The following is a 23,374-nucleotide window of genomic DNA, read 5'->3' as shown; positions in this document are numbered from 1 at the left end:
CTGCTTCTCGCGCCGCCAGGCTAGTCCGCATGGGAATCGGTCAGGTGCTGGGGTTCACCAGCGCGACAGTCGTGCTGGTCGGGATGCCCGGGCCGAACAACCTGTACATCTCGCTCCGCAGCCTCACGCAGGGACGCCGCGCCGGAGTGGTGTCGGCGCTCGCCGTCGAGACCGGCACGCTCGTCTACATCGTCGTCACCGCGCTCGGCCTGGCCGCGCTGGTCCAGGCCTCACCCGCGCTGTTCACCGCGATCACTGTCACCGGCGCGCTGTATCTCGCCTACCTTGGCATCAAGACGCTCACGGCGTCAGCGGCCGAGCTCAACGGCATCGCGCCCGCGTCGCTGGGGCGAGTGTTCCGCGACGGCGTCGTGGTCAACCTGTTGAACCCGAAGGCCGCGCTGTTCTTCCTCGCGTTCCTCCCGCAGTTCACCACCCGCGGTGCCGCACCGGATCAGCTCCGCACCGAGATGCTGCTGCTCGGGCTCGGTGCGATGCTGATCGGCCTGGCCCTCGACCTCTCGTACGCCGTCGGCGCCGACGCGCTCGGCCGACGCTTCCGATCGGTCCGTACGACGGGACGCGCGCGGAACCTCGTCGTCGCGACGATCTACCTCGGACTGTCGGCGTTCGCGCTGATCACCGCACTCTGAGGCGCTTCGAGCACAGTGAGCTTGTCGCCGTCGAGGCGCACGGACAACGTGTCCGCGCCGATGCGCAAACCTCTTACCTCAAGCGCATTCCAGGGCATCGACTCTGCGGGATTGATGACCAGGGTGCCGCCCGGGACGTCCGGCTCGATGCCGAGCGCGGCCACGAGCACCGCGACCGCGGACGCGGCTGCCCACGCCTGCGGACGACACGACAGCGGGTACGGCGTCGGCGTGCTCTCCTCGCTCGTACCGCGGCCGCCGTACAACTCCGGAAGCCGGTAGCCGAACGCATCAGCCGCGCGGATCAGGCCCTCGACGTACGACGTCGCCACGTCGGACTGACCGGTCGCGAACAGGCCTTGGACCGTCATCGCGGTGTCGTGCGGCCAGACGCTGCCGGTGTGGTAGCCGAGCGGGTTGAAGCGGGTCATTGCCGTGGACAACGTTCGCAGCCCGAAGCCGCTGTTGAGGTCGGAGCCGGCCAGGACCTCGGCGACGACCTGCTCCTCGTCGGCGTCAAGCAGGCCGGTGCCGAGCAGGTGGCCCATGTTCGATGCTCGGCCGGCCACCGGGTTCTTCGCGCCGTCGAGGGCGATCGCCGGGTAGCCGTCGACCCAGAACGTCTTGCGGAAGCGCTCCTGTAGTGCGACCGCCCATTCGCGCCACTCGTCGCCGGACTCGTCGTGGGCCTCGAGCAGCTCGGCGCCTCGCACCGCGGCGGCGTACGCGTAGCCCTGCACCTCGCACAATGCGATCGGTGCGGTTGCCAGCGTGCCGTCGGGCCACTGCACTGCGTCGACGGAGTCCTTCCAGCCCTGGTTGGCCAAGCCGTGGCCCGACTCGTCGACGTACTCGAGGAAGCCGTCGCCGTCCGGGTCGGCGTACTCCTTCATCCAGCTGAGCGCACGCCGCAGGTTCGGCAGCAGGTCGCGGACCTCGTCGGCGGGCATGCCCCAGCGCCAGGCCTTGTGCAGGGTCATGATCCACAGCTGGGTCGCGTCGTGCGTGCCGTAGTACGCCGCGGGGAGGACCAGGCCGCCGCCGTGGTCGGCGACCTCGGCGCGTAGCTCGTGCGGGATCTTGCCGGGCTGCTCGGCCGACTCGGCGTCGACCTTCGTCCCTTGCCAGGCAGCCAGCGCGCGGAGGGTGCCGGCTGCAAGGGCCGGGTCGACCGGGATGAGCATGCCGGACGAGATCAGCGAGTCGCGGCCGAAGAGTGTGAGGTACCAGGGCGGGCCGGCGCCGAGGTACCGATCGTTGCCGGCGGACAACTGGAGTGCGCTGATGTCTTCGAGCGAGCGGTCGATCCAACGCTCGACCCGCTTGTCGTCGCAGCGGACAGTGACGTCGTACGGCGTGCGCTCGCCGGGCGGCTCGATCGAGAAGCCGGTGGTCGACTTCGGGAACTCGGCTGTGACGCGGAGCGTGATCGTGAACTCCTCCCCCGGCTCGAGTCGGGCCGTCGCCGTGGCGCCGGGGTCGGCGGTGACGACGACGCGGGTGTCGTCGCTCTCCCAGCGCGTGCGGCCGGGACCGTCCGGGAGCGGAGCGAGTTGCGGCAGGTTCACGGCGGCGCCGCTGCGGACTGCCGCCGTACCGGCCAGATCGGTGCCTAAGGCAACATCCAGCCGGCCCTCGATCGCCGAGCGGGAACGGTTCACCAGCGTGATCTGCTCGGTCAGGCCGTCGTCGTCGACCGTCCGGGTGCGGTACAGCATCACGGTCGGGTCGTGCCGGGTGTCGCCCAGTCCCTCGACCATCGCGACGTACTGATGCGTGGCCGCGTCCCGCTCGTCGACGTGGACCGGGATCGGTTCCCGGCCGTCGACGGTGACGCTCAGCCGGGACAGGATCCGCCGGTCCCGCGCGTACACCCCCTCGGCGCCGGAGCCGGTCAGCTGACCGGAGCGCGGCGAGAGAACCACCCACGGGGCGGCAAGAGCGGTGACCAATTCGTGCAGCTGGGACATGTCTCCACCCTAAAGGGGACGGTTTGCGGCACAGTGTGGTGTGTGGAGACTGGCGTGACGGTACTTGTCGGGATCGCGATCTTTGTCGGGATCGTGGGCATCGTCGTGCCGATCCTGCCCGGGGCGATCCTCAGCCTGGCGGCGATCCTGGTCTGGGCGATCGTCGAGCACAGTGCGACCGGGTGGATCGTGTTCGCGATCACCGTGGTCCTGATCGGTGCGAGTCAGGTGGTCAAGTACGTCGTACCGGAGCGTCGGCTCCGCGAGGCCGGCGTACCGCGTCGCTCGATGGTCGTCGGGGTGCTGCTCGGCATCGTCGGATTCTTCGTCATCCCGGTGGTCGGCATGTTCATCGGCTTCCCGGTCGGCGTCTACATCTCCGAACTGCAGCGGCTGCGCACCCACGCCGCCGCGTGGACCTCCACCAAGCACGCGCTCAAGGAAACCGGCGTCTCGATGCTCATCGAGCTCATCGGTACGTCGCTGGCCGCCGCGCTCTGGCTGGTCGCCGTTCTCTTCATCGTCTGAACTGCCAGCTAATTCTTAGGTGCACCGGAGCTTCGTCTCAGTTCCGTGGTGCAGCGTGGAAAGACCCAGTGCCAGGTGACGGCCCGGCACGCAGTACGGAAGGCGCAGCAGGATGAAGCTTTCGCAGAAGCGATGGCGGCTCATCGGCACCGTCGCCGCGGTTGCCGTGACGACTACTGCCGGCGGTGTCGCCTGGGCGGCGACCAACGCGGATCCGACGCCGTCGCCCTCGGCGTCGCCGTCCACGCCCGGGCAGCAACAGCAGAAGCCCGACCGGCAGGGTAAGGGCGGGCCGCGCGGTGAGTTCGGGATCGGCGGAGCGCTGCACGGCGAGTTCGTCGTACAGAAGGAAGGCGGCGGGTACCAGACCGTCGCAACGCAGCGTGGGTCCGTGACCGCGGTCAGCAAGGACTCGATCACGGTCAAGAGCGACGACGGGTACAGCCGCACGTACAAGGTGGACGCCGCCACGCTGGTGAACTCCGCCCGGGACGGCATCGCGTCGATCAAGACCGGCAGCACCGTGAACGTGAGTGCGGTGGTGGCGGACAACACCGCGACCGCGACGATGATCAACGACGGCTCGGCCCGCGACGCGGCCGGTCAGAAGTGGGGATTCAAGCATGGGCCACGCTGAGTGATCAGATCGACTCACAGCTGATTGCCAGGAAGCTTCCAGGGTTCACATGGGAACTCACGGCAGACTGTCAGCATGAGTCCGCATCTACTGGTCGTCGACGACGAGCCGAACATCGTCGAGCTCCTGTCCGCAAGTCTGCGTTTCGCCGGGTACGACGTGACCACGGCGACCCATGGCGCCGAGGCGCTGCGCAAGGCGCGTGACGTGGAGCCCGACCTGGTGGTGCTCGACGTGATGATGCCTGGCCTGGACGGGTTCGAGGTGGTTCGCCGGCTCCGTGGTGAGGACCGGCATGTGCCGGTGCTGTTCCTCACCGCCCGTGACGCGGTCGAGGACAAGGTGCTCGGCCTGCAGACCGGCGGCGACGACTACGTCACCAAGCCGTTCAGCCTGGACGAGCTGGTCGCCCGGGTGCGTGCGCTGCTCCGCCGGTCCGGTCACCGCGAGCAGACCGCGACCGAGGCCGCCGTACTGCGTTATGCGGACCTGGAGCTCAACGAGGACAGCTACGAGGTGTTCAAGAGCGGTCAGGCGGTCCAGCTGTCGCTGACCGAGTTCAAGCTGCTGCGGTGCCTGCTGGAGAACGCGGAGCGGGTGATGTCGAAGGGCCAGATCCTCTCCGCGGTGTGGAACTATGACTTTGCCGGTGACGCGGGCGTGGTCGAGTCGTACATGTCGTACCTGCGCCGCAAGGTCGACACCGGCGACCAGAAGCTGCTCCACACCGTCCGCGGGGTCGGCTACGTCCTGCGCACCCCGCGAGGCCCCAACTGATGCAACAGACCCACCGGCGGTTCGCCGACCGGTACCCGTTGCGCGTCACGATCGTCGTCGTGCTGCTGGCGCTGGTGGTCGTTGCGCTCGGCGCGTCCGGCGTACTGGCGACGACGATCATGCGCGGGTACCTGATCGACCGCGTCGACGAGCAACTGCAGCAGACCGCGGTGTCGCTGTCCCACGCGCCGTCCGATCGCCGTCCGCTGCCCCCAGGCGCCGGTCCGGCGAGGCGGCAGTTGCCAAGCCAGTTCGTGGTCCAGTTCAGCAACTCGGAGGGCGACAGCGACAACGGGCCGGTCAACGCGCGGCCGGACGAGACCGAGCCGCTGCCGAAGTTGCCGACGCTCAACCTGAACCAGGTCCGCGCGCTCAACGGGAAGTCGTTCAACGTCGACGCCCAGTCCGGCGGCGCAACCTGGCGGGTGCTGGCAGTGCCGACGGACGACGAGCAGGGGTCCGTCATGGTCGCGCAGAGCCTGAAGGAGATGGACCACACGATCCAGCGCCTGGTCGGGATCCAGGTCGCTGCCGGAGTCATCCTCCTGGTGCTGCTGGCCGGCGTCGGGACCTACGTCGTACGGCGAAGTCTGCGCGGGCTCGAGGACGTCGAACACACCGCGGTGGCCATCGCCGGCGGGGATCTTTCGCGACGGGTTCCGCAACGGGATCCGCGGACCGAGGTCGGGCGGTTGTCGCTCGCCCTGAACCAGATGCTCGGTCAGATCGAGACCGCCTTCGCGCAGCGGACGGCCTCGGAGTTCGCGGCTCGGCGTTCCGAGGACACGGCCCGGCGTTCGGAGGAGGCTGCACGGCAGTCGGAGGACCGGATGCGGCGGTTCGTGGCGGACGCGTCGCACGAGCTGCGTACGCCGTTGACGTCGATCCGCGGGTTCGCGGAGCTGTCGCGCCAGCGTGGCGACACGACGGACTCGGACACCATGCGCCGAATCGAGGACGAGGCGAAGCGGATGGGCCTCCTGGTCGACGACCTGCTGTTGCTGGCGCGCCTGGACCAGCAGCGCCCGCTCCGGATGGAATCCGTCGACCTGCTCCCGATCGCCGCGGACACCCTCCACAACGCCCAAGCCATCCAGCCGGACCGCACTCTCTCGCTCACGATCCTGCCCGACTCGGAGGCTCCCGTCGTCGAGGGCGACGAAGCCCGCCTACGGCAGGTGCTGGGCAACCTCGTCAGTAACGCGTTGAACTACACCCCCGTCGATGCGCCGATCACGGTCTCGGTAGGCACGCGCGGCAACGAAGCCGTCATGGAAGTCAGCGACACCGGCCCCGGCCTCTCCGACGAACAGAAGGCCCGCGTCTTCGAACGCTTCTACCGAGCCGACACCGCCCGCAACCGCACCACCGGCGGCTCCGGCCTCGGCCTCTCCATCGTCGCCGCCCTGGTAGCCGCCCACAACGGCCGCGTCACCACCACCGACACCCAACCCCACGGCGCCACCTTCACCATCCACCTCCCCCTCAACCAGTAGCCTGCTCGCCTGCGCCGAACCAGCGGGTCAGGTGGGTAGTTAGGGCTTGTTGGTTGGTGCCTAGCCAGGCGGTGTGGCCGTCGGGGCGTAGGAGGAGGGCGGGGGCGTCTACTGCTGCGGTGGGGTCGGCTAGGTGGTCGACTCGGTCTGACCAGCCGTCGGTGGTGAGGTGTTCGGTGCGGTCCAGGAGCAGGCCGCGGCCGCGGTGCAGGAGGTCGTAGAGGTTGCCGTGCTTGGTCTTGAGGTCGCGTAGGCGGCGGCCTTGCAGGTCGGGGCCATCGCCGAAGTCGTAGCGGATGTCGATCGCGGTGATCTTCTCGATCAGGTGGCGGTTCACTTCGTCGAGGTCCATCAGTTCGGCAAGGAGCCGGCGTACGGCCTGTGGGCCTGGGTCGGTGGAGAGCAGTTCCAGCTGGGCGCGGGTGTTGTCCAGAACGTCCTCGGCCACTGGGTGGCGTTCGGCCTCGTACGTGTCCAGCAGCGTTTCCGGCGCCCAGCCGCGGATCTGTGCGGCCAGTTTCCAGCCGAGGTTGAATGCGTCCTGAATGCCTAGGTTGAGGCCCTGTCCCCCGGTCGGCGGATGAATGTGCGCTGCATCGCCGGCCAGCAATACGCTCCCGATCCGATAATGTTCAGCCAGCCGGGTGGCATCCCCGAAACGCGACAACCAGCGCGGGGAATGCACTCCGAAGTCGGTCCCGGCGATCGCGCGCAGGTGTTGTCTGAAATCGTCGAGCGTAGGTTCGGCGCGCTCGCTGACTCCCGCGACGGGGATCACGACGCGATAGATCCCGTCGGCGAACGGCGTGATGCTGAAGGTCTTGTAGGTCTCGCGGACTTCGGTCACCGTGGCGGCGAGCTCGTCCTGTGGCACATCCAGTTCGAGCTCGCCCATCAGCGTTTCGTTCCGCGAGGGCTCACCCGGGAAGCCGACGCCGAGCAACTTGCGGACCGTACTGCGGGAGCCGTCGCAGCCGACGAGGTACCGCGAACGCAACTGCTCCCCGCCGGCCAGCTCGACAGTCACACCCTCGTCGTCCTGTTCGAAGCCGACCACCGCGGAACCACGCCGTATCTGCGCTCCACGTTGAATCGCATGTTCCTCGAGAAGTTGAACAACAACTGGCTGCGGGATGCCCAGCAGATAGGCGTGAGCGGAATCCAGGTCCGCAGGTGCGGGCTTGTTGATGGCCGCGAAGAAACCGCCGGCCGGACGTTTCCTGCCGCGTTCGAGCATGCGATCCAGCAGGCCGCGCATTGCCATCACTTCGAGACTGCGAATATGCAGGCCGACAATTCGGACGATGGACGCGGGCTCGGTTTCCTTGTCCAGAACGAGTACGCGTACGTCGTGCAGCCGCAGTTCGGCAGCGAGCATCGCGCCCGTCGGCCCGCACCCGGCGATGACTACGTCGAAGGTGTTCACCCCGCCATACTGGTGCAGTGAACCGCTATCTGCTCGACAACCGTCGCCCCGAGGCCGGCGAACGATTCGCGGCCCTCGCCGAACTCTTCGACCCGTGGACCTTCCGTCACCTCGACGACCTCGGACTCGGTGAAGGATGGCGATGCTGGGAGGTCGGTGCCGGCGGCGTCTCCGTGCCGCGCGGCCTGGCCAAGCGCGTCGGGACGAGCGGCCGGGTGCTGGCCACGGACATCGACGTGTCCTGGGCCGAGCCCGCGGCCGGTGGCGTGCTCGAGGTACGCCGGCACGACGTACTCCGGGACCCGCCGCCCGCGGAGCAGTTCGACCTAGTCCACGCCCGGCTCGTCCTGGTCCACCTGAAGGATCGCGCGGCCGCGATGCGAACCATGATCGATGCGCTCCGGCCCGGCGGATGGCTGGTCATCGAGGACGGCGACCCGGCTCTGCAGCCACTGGCCTGCCCCGACGAACGCGGCCCCGCCGAAGCGCTGGCGAACCGCCTGCGCGCCCAGATGCGGGCGCTGATGGCCGAGCGCGGCGCGGACTTCGCATACGGTCGCACGCTGCCCCGGCTGCTGCGTGAGTCAGACCTGGAGGACGTCCGCGCCGAGGCCTACTTCCCCATCGCGTCGCCGGCGTGCGCGGTCCTGGAATCGGCCACGCTCCACCACGTCCGCGACCAACTCCTGGCCGCGGAACTGGCAACGCCCGAGGAGATCGAGACCCACCTCACGAACCTCGCACGCGGCGACCTGGACCTCATGCTCGCCCCGATGATCACCGCCTGGGGCCGCAAACCGGCGTGACCGCGCTCTAGAGCTTCGGGAACGTGCGGTTGGCGGTTTCGCCGTATTCCAGGACTTGGGCGGCCGGGCCGAGGATCTTGGGGTCGGGTTGGCCTACCAGTTCTACGTCTTTGTCGGTGTAGTCGTAGAGGCTGAGGACGTGGCGCATCGCCTCCAGCCGGGCGCGCTTCTTGTCGTTGCTCTTCACAACGGTCCACGGCGCGTGCTCGGTGTCGGAGTAGTGGAACATCGCCTCCTTCGCCTCGGTGTACGCCGCCCACTTGTCCAGCGACGCGAGGTCGGTCGGCGAAAGCTTCCACTGCCGCACCGGGTCGATCTGGCGGATGGTGAAGCGGGTCTGCTGTTCCGCCTGCGACACCGAGAACCACAGCTTGACCAGCAGGATCCCCGACCGGACCAGCATCCGCTCGAACTCGGGTGCCTGGCGCATGAACTCCTCGTACTGCTCCTGGTCGCAGTACCCCATCACGTGCTCGACGCACGCGCGGTTGTACCAGGAGCGGTCGAACATCGTCATCTCACCGGCGGCCGGCAGGTGAGCGACGTACCGCTGGAAGTACCACTGGGTCTGCTCACGGTCGGTCGGCTTCTCGAGTGCGACGATGCTCGCGCCGCGCGGGTTCAGGTGCTCCATGAACCGCTTGATCGTGCCGCCCTTGCCCGCCGCGTCGCGCCCCTCGAACACGATCACCAGCCGCTGCTTCGAGCGCTTCACCCAGTACTGGAGCTTCAGCAGCTCGATCTGCAGCAGCCGCTTGTCCCGGTCGTAGATCTCCCGCGGCAGCCGTTCGCCGTACGGATATCCCTCGCGCCAGGTGTCGACCGGCGTACCGTCGGCACGCAGCAGCACCGGGTCGTCATCCTCCTCATCGAGGACGCGAAAGCCGAGCTCTTGGACCAGGTCAGGGGTGTTCATGCCTCCAGCCTCAGCTCCCTTGGTGGCCGTCAGGTGAACACCTCACCGGCGGCGGAGTTTGACCGTGCAGTCGCGGCGATTGATCAGCTCACCATCCCGCATGACCTGCGCCCGGTCGTGCACGCGACTGACCTGAGTCTCCCACTCGCCGTCCGCCAGGTCGAGGCTCTCGATCACCTCGTCAGGCGTCGGGAAGTGGATGTCCGGGTGCGGGTTGTGCTCCCCCGGCGGGAACCCCATGTGCCCCTCGATCAGCAGTACGCCGTGAGGCGCGACCACGCCGGCCGCGCTCCGCAGAATCGCGTCCCGTGGCAGCTCGGTCTTGGAATGCAGGAACTGCACCGACACGAGATCGAACGAGCCCTCCGGGAACGACTGCCCGAGCTCGTGCTGCTGCCAGTCGATCCGGTCCTCGACCCCGGCGTCCTTCGCGTGCTCCGCCGCCCGTCCGAGCGCGACCGACGAGATGTCGACCCCGGTCACCGTCCAGCCCTGTTGCGCGAGCCAAATCGCATCCGCGCCCTCGCCGCAGCCGAGGTCGAGCGCGCGCCCCGGCGTGAGGTCGGATACCTCGTCCACCAGGACCACGTTCGGCCGACCGCTCCAGATCTGGTCGCGCTCGGCGTAGAACGAATTCCAGTAATTCTCGGACAGCTCCTCGGTCGTCATGTGAAGATGCTGCGTTGACCCGATGACGACAAGCAAACATCTTTGCCAGATCGGCAAATCACGAGGGAGCACTGCGGTGATCGAGGACGGCGAAGAGATTCCACTGCTCGGCGGTGACGTGACCGAGGGGCTGGTCCGCGTCGGCGACACGGTACGGCGGCCGCCGGGCGAGCGCGACGAGCTGGTCCGGGACGTGCTGCTGTACCTCGAGAAGGCCGGCTTCGAAGGAGCACCGCGGTACCTCGGCGTCGACTCCGCCGGCCGCCACGCTCTCACGTACGTCGAGGGTGAGGTCGCCGGACGCCCGCGCCCGCCGTGGATCGCCGACGAGGAGCGGGCGCTGTCGGTCGCCCGGCTGCTGCGCAGGTACCACGACGCGATCGAAGGATTCGGGATCCCGCAGAACCTGCCCGCGCCGATTGAACCGCCGGGTCTGCCTCAGCTCGACGACCCGCTGGAGCTGATCGGGCACCAGGACGTCACACCGGAGAACGTCATCTTCCGCGAAGGACGGGCGTACGCGTTGATCGACTTCGACCTGGTCCGTCCGGTGAGTCGGGCCGGCGAGGTCGTGAACCTGATGCTGTGGTGGGCGCCGTTCGGCCAGGACGCCGACCTCGATCCCGAACTGCGCGGTCTCGACCGGCTGAGGCGGTGCCGCCTGCTCGCCGATGCTTACGGCCTGTCCGAGCCGGACCGCAGGCGACTGATGAAGCTCGCGATCGCCCGGGACGCGCGCACGTGGCACACGATGAAGTACCGCGCCGAAACCCTCGGTGGCGGCTGGCAGCGGATGTGGAGCGAAGGAGTCGGCGACACGATCCGCCACCGCCAAGCCTGGCTCGACGAGAACGCCGAACCCATCACAACCGCACTGCTCGCCTGAACTGCCGACTGAACTGCAGACGAAGGCTGACCGCGGCTGAACCTGACCGCCCCTGACCAGGCTCAGCCGCGGCGCCTGCTCAGCGGGTGATCGCCACCTCGGCGCCGACCCTCGCGGATTCGTAGATCGCCGACAGCATCCGCGCCATCTCCAGGCCCTGCTCGGCCGTCGCGTCGGCGGGGATCTCGCCGCGGCAGATCTGCAGGAAGTGGTCGATCTGGTTGGCGAACCCGACCTGGAAGTCGAAGCCGAGCGAGTCGATCTGCGGCTGGACGTGCAGCAGGGTGTCGTGCCGCTCGGTGATCATCAGCAGCTCGGGCTCGATCTCGGCGCCGCCCTTGTCGCCGTGGATCTTCACGCTCGTCGAGTTCCGTGCGTGCAGCGAGTACGACGTGTCCACGTCGAGGACCGCCCCGCCCTCGAACCGGATCTGCGCGGTCGCGTAGTCCTCGACGTTGTTCACCTTGGTCTCGGACGCAGCGCGGTACCGGGTCAGGTGCTGGATGTTGTCGCGCGCACCGAGCGGCGAGAACGTCGCGCCCGACACCGAGACCGGCTTCGGCATGCCCATCAGGTACCAGCACAGGTCGATGATGTGCACGCCGAGGTCGATCAGCGGGCCGCCACCCGAGACGTTGACGTCGCCGAACCAACCACCGGGGTTGCCGGCTGCGCGGATGATCGTGGCCCGCGCGGCGTAGATGTCACCGAACTCGCCCTCGTCCAGGAAACGCTTCGTCACCAGGGCATTCGGGGCGAATCGGCGTACGTAGCCGATCTGCAGAGCCTTGCCGGTCTCCTCGGTCGCCTTGACCAGCGCCTCGGCCTCGGCGACCGTGACGGACATCGGCTTCTCGACCAGCACGTTCTTGCCGGCCCGCAGCGCCGCCTCGGCGATCTTCGCGTGCAGCAGGTTCGGCACGCAGATGCTGACCGCGTCGACGCCGGGATCGTTGAGGATCTCGTCGACGACATCCGTGGCCCGCGGTACGCCGAACTCGTCGGCGCGTGCCTTGGCCCGCGTCTGGTCGATATCGCACACGGCCACCAGCTCGGCCTGCGGGTTCTTCTGGTACGAGATCAGGTGCTGGGTCGCGATCGCGCCAACCCCGATCACTGCGATGCGGGTCGTCATGTCAGGCAGCTCCTGCCAGTCGAAGAATGTTGTTGAGCGAGCGCGAGATCGCGTCCGGGGTCGACTCCAGACCCTCGAACTCGAGGCTCACCGGTACGTCGGGCTTGGTGTTGACCAGAGCGAGCAGACCGGGCAGGTCCACGTCGCCGTGCCCGGAGATCGTGCCGAGCAGGTAGTCGCCGGCCAGCGTCTTCAGCCAGCCGTCGCCGGCCGACCGGCGGATGTGGAAGTCCTTCACGCCGATCGAGGCAGCGAGGTCGATCAGGCCGGCCGCAGTCTTGCCGGGCACCTCGCCGACGCACAGCCCGTTGCCCAGGTCGAGCGTGACGCGGAAGTTCGGGCGGTCGACGGCGTGCACGAGCCGCGCGAGCCGGTCGCTCCCGTTCATGAAGAAGCCGTGGTTCTCGATCGTCGACGTGATCCCCAGCTCGGCGGCGTGATCGGCGACCGCACGGCAGCCTTCCACGACCTGCGCGAACGTCGTCTCGAACTCCCCCGGGTCCTGCTCACGCCACGACCACGGCGCGACGTCGTGCCGGAAGATGCGGGCGCCGAACCGGTGCGCGACATCCAGTTGCCGACGGAGCCGGTCGATCTCCTTGTCGTCCGCCGACCGCAGGTCGCCGCTGACCAGGTAGTTCACGATCGGTACGCCGATGTTCTCGGCGTGCTTGGCGGTCGCGTTGACGACGTCGGGGTTCTCCAGGTAGTACTCGCCGTCCATGGCGGCGACCTCGATGTGCCCGGCCGGGGATGCCGCCACCCAGTCCAGGACCGCGATCAGGTCCATCTCGCCGCTGGTCATCAGCGAGCGGAAACAGTACGAGCTGACTCCGAGCTTCACTTGTGGTCCTCTCAGGTGTTCAGGGGATTGATAGCGGTGCTGATTCAGTGCTGATCCGGTGCCACGGACTCGGATAGTCCTTGACGCCGTAGATGTCCGAGCCGAACCGGTCGAACGCGTTGCCGACCGCCCCGAGCACCACCGCCTCGCGCCCCAGAGCCGAGGCGACGAACGGTGGACGTTCGGGGAAAACCAATTCGTTCTCGACCGCCGCGACGAGCGGCCGCAGCAGTACGCCGCTGTCCTGCGCGAGCCCGCCGCGTACGACGACGACCTCGGGGTCCACGGTCAGCAACACCGTCGCGATGCGCCCGGCGATCTGCGCGCAGAAGTCCTCGATCTCCTGCTGCGCGTCGGCATCGCCCTGCGCTGCCGCCGTCAGAACTTCCTCGCCGGTCGGGTGCGAGGCCCAGATCAGCTGTCCCCGTCGGGCGTTCCGCGTCCAGCGCATCCCGCGCTGCGCGCCGAGTTCGCCGGCCAGGCGGTGACGTCCTTGCCGGATCACCCCGTTGAGGACGATCGACACGGACAGGCGTTGACCGATCTGGAGGTAGACGACATCGGAGTACCCGCGCCCCGCGCCGACGCGCTGCTCCGCGAGCGCCGCAAGCTTGATGTCGTTGTCTACGGCAACGGGTTTGCCCAGGTCCTGACCGACGACGTCCGCGGTCTGCAGGCCGACCAGCCCTGGCAGTGCGAGGCTGGCGCGAAGGTAGCCGTTGGGTTCGATCACACCCGGCAGCGCGACCCCGACCGCCCGAAGGCGCTCGAGGTCCAGCCCGCTCTCGTCTGCCGCGAGGTGTACGGCGTCCCGGATGAGCTCGGTCGTCGGCTCCTGCCTGAGCTCGGTGTAGGCGACGCGACGGCCGGACAGGTCGCAGATGATCGCCCGTACGCCGCGTGGGCCGAGGTCGACGCCGGCCACGAGACCGGCCTCCCGGGCGAACCGGAAGGCTCGCGCCGGACGGCCTGGTCCCGCGGTCGACGGCTCGGTCGGTTCGACGAGGCCGGCCTCGACCAGATCGTCGAGTACGGCGTGCACCGTCGGGCGGGACAGGCCGGTGCCGGCGCTGATGACGCCGACCGTCTGCGCATCATCGGCGTCTGCCAGGAAGCGCAGACAGGCGACCTGATTCGCCCCTCGCACAGTGTCCATCGGCCCCAAACCTGTTATGCAACCGGCTTTAATAAAGACGGTAACAGAATAGGTTGACGGGTGGCAATGGACGTCAGCGGTTGAGAATCGTCCGTTCGGCAACCGTCCACGTGGTCGTGGTCAGCAGGTACAGGCCGGCCGCGAGCGGCACGAACGCGACGGTCAGGATCGTGCCGTACGGCAACAGCTGAGCAAGGCGCCGGGACAACGTCGTCGCCGACGCGTCGAGTTGGCGCACCTGCAGTCGCGCCGAGAACCATGCGACGACCGCGAGTAGAACAGCCAGGACGACGAATGCCGGCGTACCAGCGAAGATCGGCCAGTGCACACCAAGCGGCGCACCGAGCAGGCTGCCGCTGATCAACTGGTTCGACTCCCCCGCCACGACCGTGCGGGAGAACAGTGTGTACATCAGCCAGAAGAACGGCAGCTGCGCGAGCGTCGGAAGGAACCCGGCGAACAGCGTCGTACCGGACTCCGACTGAAGCTTCGCCACCTCACGCTGCAGACGTTCGGGGTTGCCGCGATGGCGTTCGGTCAGCTGCTTCAACTGCGGCATCATCGCCGCGCGTGCCTTCAGCCCGCGCTGGGCGCGCACGCTCAACGGGACAAGACACAGGCGTACGACGAGGGTGCAGAGCACGATCGCGATCACCGCGGCGTACGCGCCGGTGAGCGGTTGGAGGGTCGAGACGAGGGACGTGAGCAAGTGATAGGCACCGGCGACCGGTGCCTCCAGGAAAGAAGGCACAGCAGAACTCCACGAGTGAGAAGGAACAGGTAGCGAGGAAGAGCGCTACTGTCCCGGTGCTCGTGGTCGGGGCCGGCCGGCCAGGTCGGGATCCCGGAGGGAGAGATACGCGGTACGGCGGGCGTTGGCCCGGGCGGCGCTGACACGCGCCGGGAGCGGCGATGCGAGCGGGCGCTGGGCCGCGGTCCGGGCGACAGAGACCTGGACCGCAAGAAACAGCACGGCCGCCGCCGTGAACACGGCGACGGCCAGCAGGCCCGAGTCCGGGCCGAGGGCAGGCATCGCCAGCGTCCACACGCCGGCGAGCACCTGCCCCATCGTCATCAGTCCAGGTAGTCCCGGAGGACCTGCGAACGCGACGGGTGCCGCAGCTTCGACATGGTCTTGGACTCGATCTGGCGGATCCGCTCGCGGGTCACGCCGTACACCTTGCCGATCTCGTCGAGCGTCTTCGGCTGGCCGTCGGTGAGGCCGAACCGCATCGAGACCACACCGGCCTCGCGCTCGGACAGCGTGTCGAGGACGGCGTGCAGCTGCTCCTGGAGCAGCGTGAACGAGACCGCCTCGGCCGGCACGATCGCCTCGGAGTCCTCGATCAGGTCGCCGAACTCGGAGTCGCCGTCCTCACCGAGCGGAGTGTGCAGCGAGATCGGCTCGCGGCCGTACTTCTGCACCTCGATGACCTTCTCCGGGGTCATGTCGAGCTCCTTGGCGAGCTCCTCCGGAGTGGGCTCCCGGCCGAGGTCCTGCAGCATCTGCCGCTGGACCCGGGCCAGCTTGTTGATGACCTCGACCATGTGCACCGGGATACGGATCGTCCGGGCCTGGTCGGCCATCGCGCGGGTGATCGCCTGCCGGATCCACCAGGTGGCGTACGTCGAGAACTTGTAGCCCTTGGTGTAGTCGAACTTCTCCACCGCGCGGATCAGACCGAGGTTGCCCTCCTGGATCAGGTCCAGGAACAGCATGCCGCGGCCGGTGTAGCGCTTGGCCAACGACACCACCAGGCGCAGGTTGGCCTCGAGCAGGTGGTTCTTGGCGCGGCGGCCGTCCTCGGAGATCCACTCGTACTCGTCGCGGACCTTCTCCTTGAGCTTGGCGGCCTCGTCGGCGGTCTGCTCCTCCGCGAACAGGCCGGCCTCGATCCGCTTCGCGAGCTCGACCTCCTGCTCGGCGTTCAGCAGCGGGACCTTGCCGATCTGCTTCAGGTAGTCCTTGACCGGGTCGGCGGTTGCACCGGCGACCATCACCTGCTGCTCGGGCTCGTCGGTCTCGTCGGCCTCGGAGACGATGAAGCCCTGGTCCTCGGTGAGCTCCTTCTCCAGCGGCTTCACCGCTTCCGGACTGAAGTCGGACTCGTCCACGTCGTCGAGCGCGCGCGGCTTGCCTGTCTTCGGGTCGATCGCCAGACCCGCCTCGGACACTGCCTTCTTCGCCGGAGCCTTCTTGGCGGCGACCTTCTTCGCGGGGATACCGTCCTCCTTGGTACTGGCGGTCTTCACCGCCGCCTTCTTAGCGGCTACCTTCTTGGCAGCGGGATCGGTCACTCGGGCGCTGGTCCTCGGAGCCGTGCTGCGGGCGGTGGCGGCCACGGCCCGGGCCGGCTCGGCGGGAAGATTCTCGGACGAGCTGGACGACACGAATTACCTCTCGTCTGACGCAGGGTTTGTACGGCGGTACGACTGTTGAAGCTCGGGGTGTTGCTGAGTCTGTGAGCACTGCTCTGTGTGGCTGCTCGCTGGTCAGGCGGCGGCAACAGTCCATTGTAATCCGCGAACCAAGGCCACGCGTCGCACGACCCCCCGGAACGGTGCACTCAGGCCCCTGCCGGGCGGGCATTCCCGCGCCGGCAAGGGCCTGATCTGCTCAGTACTCGAAGGGTACGTCGTCGATCATCCTTCTGCAGAACCGTTATACGTCTGTGTTCACCCGTTGCGTGTCTGCCGCAGCGGACGTGCGACCACCCGCTGCCGCACCACCTGCTGCTCCTGCTTGAACTGTCGCACCCGCACCAGCGATGCCACGTCGATCACATCCGCGACGGACTTGAACGCGCCGTCCTCGCCGTACGGCTCGGACGCCTCACGCCAGCCGCGCGGGCGGACCTTGAGTTGCTTCCCGAGCAACGCGACGAAGATCTTCGCCTTCTGCGCGCCGAAGCCCGGCAGGGCCGACAGCCTGGCCAGCAGGTCGTCCCCTGACTTCACATCGGACCACAGGGACGAAGCGTTACCGCCGTACTGCTCGTCCAGATGTTTGGCCAAGGTCTGGATCCGCGCCGCCATCGCGGTCGGGAACCGGTGCACCGCCGGCGGACCGGCCACCACCTCGACGAACGCGTCGGGGTCGTAATGCGCGACCGTGGCGGGATCGAACGGTCCCAACATCCGCTTCGAGATCGCGACCGGGCCCGCGAACGCGCGCTCCATCGGGATCTGCTGGTCCAGCAACATGCCGACCAGCAAGGCGAACGGATCTCTGCTCAACATCTCGTCGGCGTCGGGCTGCTGTGCGAGGCACAATTTCCTGCTGCGTGTCGAAGTCACCTCAGTCCTCCCCTTCGTCAGCCTTGACGGCGAGCACCGGACACGGCGCATCGAGCAGCACCCGCTGCGCGTTGCTGCCGAGAATGAGCTTGCCGACCGGCGAGCGGCGCCGCAGCCCGATCACGATGAACTCCGCATGCACCTGCTCGGCGACGGCCACCAGGTCCTCCGCCGGGTCCAGGCCACGCACCAGCTGCCGCACCTCGTAGGGCACGCCAGTGGAATCGAGCTGCTCCCGTACTTCCGTCAAAGCGGCATCACTCGCCGCAGCCTCGTCGCTGTCGAAGCTGCGTCCGCCCCGGTGCGAGTTCACCACCACCAACTTCGCGTCGCGCAGCGTCGCTTCCTCCGCTGCTCGCCGAAGAGCCGCACGGCCTTCCGCCTTCGGCACATAACCCACGACGATGGTCGTCATCGCCCTGCCTCACCTCCGGGTGTGTGTCGACCCGTCTCGAACGATACTGCTCCCGACCGCAGTCGGCATCCGCTGCATTTGCACCTGTTGTGTCGCGGCGGTGACGGAGGGCTGCCGGTGCCCGAGTACTACCCGCGGCGGGCCCGCCTAACCTTCCGGTGGCCACACCTTTGCAGGGCTGTCACCCAACGCGCCACCCCTGTAGTCCGGGTCGTTATCGAACTCGTCCATCAACCGGCCCACCCCGTTGCCCTGGGCAAGATCGAACGGGTTCCGTCAGAAGGACCGGGGTTCCGTCAATCCCTGTCCTACGTTGTCCTGGGTCGATCGCGCGTCCGAACCGGTTCAGTCCACCGGCCATTCGTGTACCGGCGTGTTCTCGTGCATATGGTCGCGGTACCGGCGGAGCATCCCGCGCAACGCGTCCTTGCGACCGTGCGAACCCTTTGTATACAGGCGATGGAACTCATCGGCCTGCCATGACGCTCCGTTGCGGCCGCTGAGGCACCGCTGCTCGATGATGCCGAGCAATCGATCCCTGACCGCCACGTCGACACCCCAGGCGTCCAGACCGCGAACCGCCAACGGCAGAAGGCGTCTGAGCACGAGCTCGGTCGCGCGCGCCGTACCGACGCCCGGCCAGAACACCTCCGCGTCGATCCCGTTGCGGGCGGCGTTGTGGAAGTTCTCCTCGGCCGCGCTGAACGACATCTGCGACCAGATCGGCCGTTCGTCGTCGGCGAGCGCGCGGACCAGACCGAAGTAGAACGCGCCGTTGGCGATCGTGTCGACGACCGTCGGGCCGGCCGGCAGGACACGATTCTCGACCCGCAGATGCGGCTTCTCCCGGACAACGTCGTACACCGGGCGGTTCCAGCGATAGATCGTCCCGTTGTGCAACCGCAACTCCGAAAGCGCCGGGGTGTCGCCGCGGTCGAGAACTTCGATCGGATCCTCGTCGGACGTCACCGGCAGTAAGGCCGGGTAGTAGCGCGAGTTCTCCTCGAACAGGTCGAAGATCGAGGTGATCCAGCGTTCACCGAACCAGACCCGCGGCCGGACGCCCTGGGTCTTCAACTCGTGCGTGCGCGTGTCGGCGGCCTGTTCGAACAGCGCGATCCGGGTCTCGCGCAGCAACTCCTTGCCGAACAGGAACGGTGAGTTCGCGCCGACGGCGAGTTGTACGCCGGAGATCGCCTGCGCGGCGTTCCAGTACTTCGGGAAGGCCTCCGGCGTGACCTGGAGGTGGAACTGCGTCGACGTACACGCGGCCTCGGGGACGATGCTGTCCGCGGTGACCTGCAGGCGCTCGACACCGTCGATCGAGATCTGCACGTCCTCGCCGCGGGCCGCGAAGATCTGATCGTTGAGCAAGGCGTACCGCGGGTTCGTGCTGAGCGCGTCGCGGCGGATGTGCTCGGTCAGCAAGGTCGGCAGGATGCCGACGACGACCATCGACGAGCCGGTCCGGGCAGCCTTGTCCTCGGCGGCGTTCAGGCTGTCCCGGATGCTCGCTTCCATCGTGTCCAGACCGAGTCCGTCGATCTGCCCGGGCGGCACGTTGATCTCGATGTTGAACTGGCCGAGCTCGGTCTGGAACGCGTCGTCCTCGATCGCGCTCAGCACCTCGGTGTTCTTGAACGCCGGGTCGCACTTCTCGTCGACCAGGTTCAGCTCGATCTCGATCCCGGTCATCGGCCGCTCGGGCGCGAACCGGGCTTCGCGCAACATCCGCGCGAAGGCGTCCAGATTCCGATGGACCTGACCCCGGAACGCGGTCCGGTCCGCCCGGGTGAACTCGACCCGGTCGACTTCCTCACCCATCAGCGCCTCCCCTTGGTGGCTCCTTCGCTCAGTGTGCCTGAAGTGCCCACCGGCCGCCTGGTGAATCACACCGGATAGACGATGAAATCCTTTCGCTCGATCCGCACGGGCTCGTCCCCTGCCTCGGTCAGCACCTCGGCAAGCTCGGTCAGTACGGCGGGCTGCAGCTGCAGCTCGTGCTCGTCGGGATGCTTGTCGGCGCCCATCTCGTAGTCACGCCCGGGCTCCTGCGTCATCTCGATGTGCGCGCCCAGCACCAGCTCGACCGGATTGCCGTCAGCAACGAACTCCGCGAGCCGCGCGACGCTCGCCCGGAACGCGGCCCAGTCGAAGACGTAGAGCCGGCCCGGGTAGAGCGAGTCGCCGCTGAACAGCAGCCGCGTGTTCCGGTCGTACGTCGCGATGTGCGACGCGTGGTGGCCCGGGATCGGGACGATGTCGAGCACGCGTCCGCCGAGGTCGAACTGCACGACACCGTCCGGCCACTCCGCGAACCCGAAGTACTGCGCGACGTCGTCAGCCGTCTTGCCGACGACCTCGTCGAACTCGCCGTCGCCGCCGACGTGGTCGCCGTGGCTGTGGGTGTGGGCGACGACGAGCTGCCGGTCCCCCGCGAGCTCCTCGATCAGCGGACGGAGCGGTGCGTGGCCGGTGCCGGTGTCGAGGAGGAGTGCTCGTTCGTCGCCGAGCAGGAGGTACAGGAACGGGCCTTCGAAGTTGGTGTGCAGCGCCTGGCGGATGATCGCCGTACGGTCGTCGTACCAATGGACCTGGTGGGCGGGAGTGGACGGATCGGTTCCGTCGTCCCACTGCTCGGGAAACGTCATGACAGGAATTGTCGGTCACACCAGGGACACTGGACAGGTGCGTGGGGATCCGTCGGTGCTGCATGTCGATCTGGACGCGTTCTTCGCGGCCGTCGAGCAGCGGGACAAGCCGTCACTGCGGGGCAAGCCCGTGGTCGTCGGCGGTATCGGCGTCCGCGGAGTCGTGTCCACCGCGTCGTACGAGGCCCGCAAGTACGGCGTGCGGTCAGCGATGTCCACCGCAGAAGCGCGATCGCGGTGTCCACACGCGGCGTACCTGAGTCCGCGCTTCGAGGCGTACCGGCAGAGCAGCCAGGCGGTCATGGCGGAGATGCGCGCGTTGTCGCCGCTGGTCGAGCCGCTGTCGCTCGACGAGGCGTTCATCGACCTGGCGGCGAGCGGGCTCAGGGGGCTAACGGTTGACGACGTCGAGGCGATCGCTCGCGACCTGAAGGAGTCGATCCGGAAGGTGAGCGGCGGCCTGACCGCGTCGGTGGGCGCGGGTACGTCGAAGCTGATCGCGAAGATCGCCAGCGACCTCGACAAGCCGGACGGCGTGGTGGTCGTCCCGGCCGGGACCGAGGCGGAGTTCCTCGCGCCGATGCAGGTGACCGTGATCCCAGGTGTGGGTCCGGCGACCGCGCAGCGGCTCAGCATGGCCGGCGTGCGGACGGTCGCCGATCTGCAGCAGCTCGACGAGGACGAGCTGGTCCGGCAGATCGGATCAGCGCACGGCACCAGCCTGCACCGGCTCGCTGTCGCGGCCGACGACCGGCCGGTGGTGAGCGACCGCGAGACCAAGTCGGTCAGCGTCGAGGACACCTTCGAGACCGACATCATCGACCGCTCGCTGCTGGTCGCGATCGCCGATCGGATGTCCCTGCGGGTCTCCGAGCGGCTGCAGAAGGCCCAGCTCTCCGGCCGGACAGTCACCGTGAAGACGCGTATGCACGACTTCACCACGCACACCCGATCGTCGACGCTGGCCGGGCCGACCGACGACTCGCGGGTGATCGCGCGGGTCGCGCGCCGGCTGCTCGAGGAGAGCGAGGTCGGCGGCGGCATCCGGTTGCTGGGCGTCGGCGTGTCGTCACTGGCCGACTGGATCCAGGACGACCTGTTCACCGAGGACGAGCACGCTGACGCCCCGGTCGAGGTCATCGAGTTGCCCGCCCGGCCGCGCGACCAGCTCGGCTTCCATCCGGGTCAGGATGTCGCGCATCCCGACTACGGCCGCGGCTGGGTGTGGGGTTCGGGACGCGGTCGCGTCACCGTCCGCTTCGAGACCGCCGACACCCCGCCCGGCCCGGTCCGGACGTTCGCGATCGACGACCCGGCGCTGACAAAAGTGCGCATCATCGGTGCGGATGCAGACGAAGAACCCGAAACTGACCACAATGTCCCGGATAATGTCTCGAATGAATGAGGAACGGCGGGGGGTCTACCCGTTCTGTGCGCCGTGTACGGCGGCGTCGGAAGCGTGGGCAGCCGGGACGGCCGGCCCGATGGGCAGCCGGTTCTACGGCCACCGCGACGTGTGCGAGAACTGCGGGTCATCGGTGCGGACGCTCTACAACACGGTCCTGTGGCTGCCGGTGTCGAAGGTCGGCAAGTTCCGCATCATCCCGACCGGCGGGCGCACGTACGTCGGACGCAAGGTGGTCACGCTGCCGCTGCAGACCGTCGTACGGCGGGAGCCTGTCTCGGCGATCGCGACCTATCCGGAGCTCGAGGCGGACTCCGGCTACAGGCAGGCCGAGGCGTACTGGGAGCAGGACGAGCCGGGGCAGGCGTTGCCGTTCTACCAGTCGGCGCTGACCGAGCGGGAGAACGTGCTGGCCGCCGACGACCCGGCCACGTTGCGGCTCCGACTCCGCGTGGCGCAAGGCCTGCTGGCGACGGCGAACTACGGGCGCGCGATCGCGTGGTTCGAGTTGGTGACGCCGCAGTTGACGGAGGTGTTCGGCCCGCATCACGAGCTGACCCGAGCGGCGACCGAGGCCACGACCGGTGCGCGGCTGATGGTCGGCGGGCCCCGCTCCGAGGCTCAGCTGCTCGCGGACATCGTTGCCGCCGACGAGGACAGCCTCCTGGCCGGGGATCCGCAGTTGGTGCGCGATCGGGCCGCGTTGGGACGGGCCCTGCTCGCGTGCGGCGACATCTCGGAGGCACTCGAAGCGCTGACCCAGGTGGTTCGCGACGCGGCTCCGGCGCATCCCGACACCGCGGTCTATCGCGCAGCGCTGGTCGATGCGTGCGAGCTCGCGGACGGGCGCGGGAAGAAGAGTGAGGTGCAACTCGCCGCCGCGGCACGCCAAGTGCTCACCGGCGAAGCCGCACCGACAAGCATGTGACGCATCCTTCGAGCTTCTCGAACTCACTGATGTCCACGACAACCGGCGTGTAGCCGAGCTCCGCGAACAACTCCGCGGACCTCGGCGCCGATGCCGCCATCAGCAGCCGGTCCTCCCCCAGCAGTACGACGTGTGCACCGGCCTCCTCGGGAACGGGCCGGAAGCTGTCGAACGCCGACGGGTCATCGACGAGCGGCTCGTACCCGATCACCGTCCCGTCGGGCAACGCCGTCACAGCCGACTTCAGATGCAGCACCTTCTCCACCGAAACCGTGCGTACGTCGGCACCGAGTGGAGCGAACGCCTCGCGCAGTTGCTCGATCCCCGCTGCGTTGGTCCGTCCGCCCTGTCCGACGTAGATCGTCGAGCCGATCTTCAGTACGTCGCCGCCGTCGAGCGTGCCGGGATCGGTGATGTGGCGGATCTCGTAGCCCTGCGCGGCAACGGTCTCCTCGGCTGCCGCGGCCTCGGCTCGTCGCTCGTTCGCGCCGGCGCGGGCGATCACCGCGAGGTCGCCGTACACGACCATCGTGTCCTCGATGAAGACACTGTCCGGGCACTCCTCGATCGGCGGCACCTCGACCGTGGACCAGCCGGTGCGGCGCAGCGCATCGACGTACTGCTGCCACTGCGTCGAGGCGAGGTCGATGTCGACAGGCGTGCGTTCGATGTGGGTGACGAGGCCTTCGGCGAGGCGTGGGCTGGGACGACGGATGAGGGCTGTCGGCATGTCCGCAGGTTATCCGGGTACCAGGAGGCATCCGAGAGAGGAGACAACG

Annotated in this window: 24 protein-coding genes; 9 read left to right on the top strand and 15 right to left on the bottom strand. The window is 68.1% G+C overall.

What is annotated here, in order from left to right; genetic code table 11:
- Positions 1–29 precede the first annotated feature (29 nt).
- Positions 30–653 carry a LysE family translocator gene (locus tag ACQPYH_RS20970; protein WP_432893824.1) on the top strand — a complete coding sequence of 208 codons (624 nt, stop codon included), beginning with the start codon at positions 30–32 and terminating at the stop codon, positions 651–653.
- Here the strand turns inward: ACQPYH_RS20970 and ACQPYH_RS20965 are convergent.
- A complete protein-coding gene (locus ACQPYH_RS20965; protein WP_432893822.1) occupies positions 611–2,623 on the bottom strand; it encodes an amylo-alpha-1,6-glucosidase in 2,013 nt (670 codons plus the stop codon). The two genes, ACQPYH_RS20970 and ACQPYH_RS20965, sit on opposite strands and share 43 nt — an antisense overlap.
- A gap of 54 nt (positions 2,624–2,677) precedes the next feature.
- Between ACQPYH_RS20965 and ACQPYH_RS20960 the strand changes: the two genes are divergently transcribed.
- The 4 genes from ACQPYH_RS20960 to ACQPYH_RS20945 all read left to right on the top strand — a co-directional run bounded on the left by ACQPYH_RS20960 (position 2,678) and on the right by ACQPYH_RS20945 (position 6,061).
- Positions 2,678–3,151, top strand: coding sequence for a DUF456 domain-containing protein (locus tag ACQPYH_RS20960; protein ID WP_432893820.1), 474 nt, complete (start codon positions 2,678–2,680; stop codon positions 3,149–3,151).
- A 112-nt stretch (positions 3,152–3,263) separates the two neighbouring features.
- Positions 3,264–3,788 carry a DUF5666 domain-containing protein gene (locus tag ACQPYH_RS20955; RefSeq protein ID WP_432893818.1) on the top strand — a complete coding sequence of 175 codons (525 nt, stop codon included), beginning with the start codon at positions 3,264–3,266 and terminating at the stop codon, positions 3,786–3,788.
- 75 nt (positions 3,789–3,863) lie between these two features.
- Complete coding sequence (locus tag ACQPYH_RS20950; protein ID WP_355481297.1) at positions 3,864–4,565, top strand: response regulator transcription factor; 702 nt, start codon at positions 3,864–3,866, stop codon at positions 4,563–4,565.
- Positions 4,565–6,061: a sensor histidine kinase gene (locus tag ACQPYH_RS20945; RefSeq protein ID WP_432893816.1), complete on the top strand. Its 1,497-nt coding sequence runs from the start codon at positions 4,565–4,567 to the stop codon at positions 6,059–6,061. The genes ACQPYH_RS20950 and ACQPYH_RS20945 overlap by 1 nt, the downstream gene beginning before the upstream one ends.
- On the opposite strand, the gene ACQPYH_RS20940 is transcribed toward ACQPYH_RS20945, so the two are convergent.
- Complete coding sequence (locus ACQPYH_RS20940) at positions 6,051–7,439, bottom strand: FAD-dependent monooxygenase (RefSeq protein WP_432894447.1); 1,389 nt, start codon at positions 7,437–7,439, stop codon at positions 6,051–6,053. The genes ACQPYH_RS20945 and ACQPYH_RS20940 overlap by 11 nt on opposite strands.
- Positions 7,440–7,504: 65 nt before the next feature.
- Here ACQPYH_RS20940 and ACQPYH_RS20935 point away from each other — a divergent pair, with 65 nt between their 5' ends.
- Positions 7,505–8,293 carry a methyltransferase domain-containing protein gene (locus tag ACQPYH_RS20935; RefSeq protein WP_432893814.1) on the top strand — a complete coding sequence of 263 codons (789 nt, stop codon included), beginning with the start codon at positions 7,505–7,507 and terminating at the stop codon, positions 8,291–8,293.
- 7 nt (positions 8,294–8,300) lie between these two features.
- On the opposite strand, the gene ppk2 is transcribed toward ACQPYH_RS20935, so the two are convergent.
- Positions 8,301–9,209: a polyphosphate kinase 2 gene (ppk2, locus tag ACQPYH_RS20930; RefSeq protein ID WP_432893812.1), complete on the bottom strand. Its 909-nt coding sequence runs from the start codon at positions 9,207–9,209 to the stop codon at positions 8,301–8,303.
- A gap of 42 nt (positions 9,210–9,251) precedes the next feature.
- Complete coding sequence (locus ACQPYH_RS20925) at positions 9,252–9,878, bottom strand: class I SAM-dependent methyltransferase (RefSeq protein ID WP_432893810.1); 627 nt, start codon at positions 9,876–9,878, stop codon at positions 9,252–9,254.
- Between the two features lie 76 nt (positions 9,879–9,954).
- Here ACQPYH_RS20925 and ACQPYH_RS20920 point away from each other — a divergent pair, with 76 nt between their 5' ends.
- Complete coding sequence (locus tag ACQPYH_RS20920) at positions 9,955–10,764, top strand: hypothetical protein (RefSeq protein WP_432893808.1); 810 nt, start codon at positions 9,955–9,957, stop codon at positions 10,762–10,764.
- 79 nt (positions 10,765–10,843) lie between these two features.
- On the opposite strand, the gene ACQPYH_RS20915 is transcribed toward ACQPYH_RS20920, so the two are convergent.
- The 10 genes from ACQPYH_RS20915 to ACQPYH_RS20870 form a co-directional block, all read right to left on the bottom strand.
- The gene (locus ACQPYH_RS20915; RefSeq protein WP_432893806.1) at positions 10,844–11,899 is read right to left on the bottom strand and encodes a Gfo/Idh/MocA family protein; all 1,056 of its coding nucleotides are present in this window, start codon (positions 11,897–11,899) and stop codon (positions 10,844–10,846) included.
- Position 11,900: 1 nt separating this feature from the next.
- Positions 11,901–12,743: a sugar phosphate isomerase/epimerase family protein gene (locus ACQPYH_RS20910; RefSeq protein ID WP_432893804.1), complete on the bottom strand. Its 843-nt coding sequence runs from the start codon at positions 12,741–12,743 to the stop codon at positions 11,901–11,903.
- A gap of 19 nt (positions 12,744–12,762) precedes the next feature.
- On the bottom strand, positions 12,763–13,899 hold the full coding sequence (locus tag ACQPYH_RS20905) for an ROK family transcriptional regulator (RefSeq protein ID WP_432893802.1): 1,137 nt from the start codon (positions 13,897–13,899) through the stop codon (positions 12,763–12,765).
- Between the two features lie 73 nt (positions 13,900–13,972).
- Entirely contained in the window at positions 13,973–14,650 is a 678-nt protein-coding gene (locus ACQPYH_RS20900; protein WP_432893800.1) for a YidC/Oxa1 family membrane protein insertase, read from the bottom strand.
- A gap of 45 nt (positions 14,651–14,695) precedes the next feature.
- Positions 14,696–14,974: a DUF6412 domain-containing protein gene (locus tag ACQPYH_RS20895; RefSeq protein ID WP_432893798.1), complete on the bottom strand. Its 279-nt coding sequence runs from the start codon at positions 14,972–14,974 to the stop codon at positions 14,696–14,698.
- Positions 14,974–16,290 carry an RNA polymerase sigma factor gene (locus ACQPYH_RS20890; protein ID WP_432893796.1) on the bottom strand — a complete coding sequence of 439 codons (1,317 nt, stop codon included), beginning with the start codon at positions 16,288–16,290 and terminating at the stop codon, positions 14,974–14,976. Before ACQPYH_RS20890 ends, ACQPYH_RS20895 begins: the two co-directional genes overlap by 1 nt.
- 285 nt (positions 16,291–16,575) lie before the next feature.
- The gene (locus tag ACQPYH_RS20885) at positions 16,576–17,196 is read right to left on the bottom strand and encodes an HhH-GPD-type base excision DNA repair protein (protein ID WP_130448107.1); all 621 of its coding nucleotides are present in this window, start codon (positions 17,194–17,196) and stop codon (positions 16,576–16,578) included.
- A gap of 1 nt (position 17,197) precedes the next feature.
- Positions 17,198–17,611, bottom strand: a complete 414-nt coding sequence (locus tag ACQPYH_RS20880; protein ID WP_131357832.1) for a universal stress protein — start codon at positions 17,609–17,611, stop codon at positions 17,198–17,200.
- 345 nt (positions 17,612–17,956) lie between these two features.
- Complete coding sequence (locus ACQPYH_RS20875; RefSeq protein WP_432893794.1) at positions 17,957–19,435, bottom strand: glutamate--cysteine ligase; 1,479 nt, start codon at positions 19,433–19,435, stop codon at positions 17,957–17,959.
- 65 nt (positions 19,436–19,500) lie between these two features.
- Positions 19,501–20,262 carry an MBL fold metallo-hydrolase gene (locus ACQPYH_RS20870; protein ID WP_432893792.1) on the bottom strand — a complete coding sequence of 254 codons (762 nt, stop codon included), beginning with the start codon at positions 20,260–20,262 and terminating at the stop codon, positions 19,501–19,503.
- 37 nt (positions 20,263–20,299) lie between these two features.
- Between ACQPYH_RS20870 and ACQPYH_RS20865 the strand changes: the two genes are divergently transcribed.
- Both ACQPYH_RS20865 and ACQPYH_RS20860 read left to right on the top strand, forming a co-directional pair.
- A complete protein-coding gene (locus ACQPYH_RS20865) occupies positions 20,300–21,667 on the top strand; it encodes a DNA polymerase IV (protein ID WP_432893790.1) in 1,368 nt (455 codons plus the stop codon).
- Positions 21,660–22,595: a hypothetical protein gene (locus ACQPYH_RS20860; protein WP_432893788.1), complete on the top strand. Its 936-nt coding sequence runs from the start codon at positions 21,660–21,662 to the stop codon at positions 22,593–22,595. The genes ACQPYH_RS20865 and ACQPYH_RS20860 overlap by 8 nt, the downstream gene beginning before the upstream one ends.
- Here ACQPYH_RS20860 and ddaH read toward each other — a convergent pair.
- Positions 22,564–23,325, bottom strand: coding sequence for a dimethylargininase (ddaH, locus tag ACQPYH_RS20855; RefSeq protein ID WP_432893786.1), 762 nt, complete (start codon positions 23,323–23,325; stop codon positions 22,564–22,566). The two genes, ACQPYH_RS20860 and ddaH, sit on opposite strands and share 32 nt — an antisense overlap.
- Positions 23,326–23,374 lie beyond the last annotated feature (49 nt).

Source organism: Kribbella sp. CA-245084 (assembly GCF_050942355.1).
Classification (GTDB): Bacteria; Actinomycetota; Actinomycetes; order Propionibacteriales; family Kribbellaceae; genus Kribbella.
The sequence above is the reverse complement of the archived record's forward strand: the minus strand, read 5'-3'. Positions and strand labels throughout refer to the sequence as shown.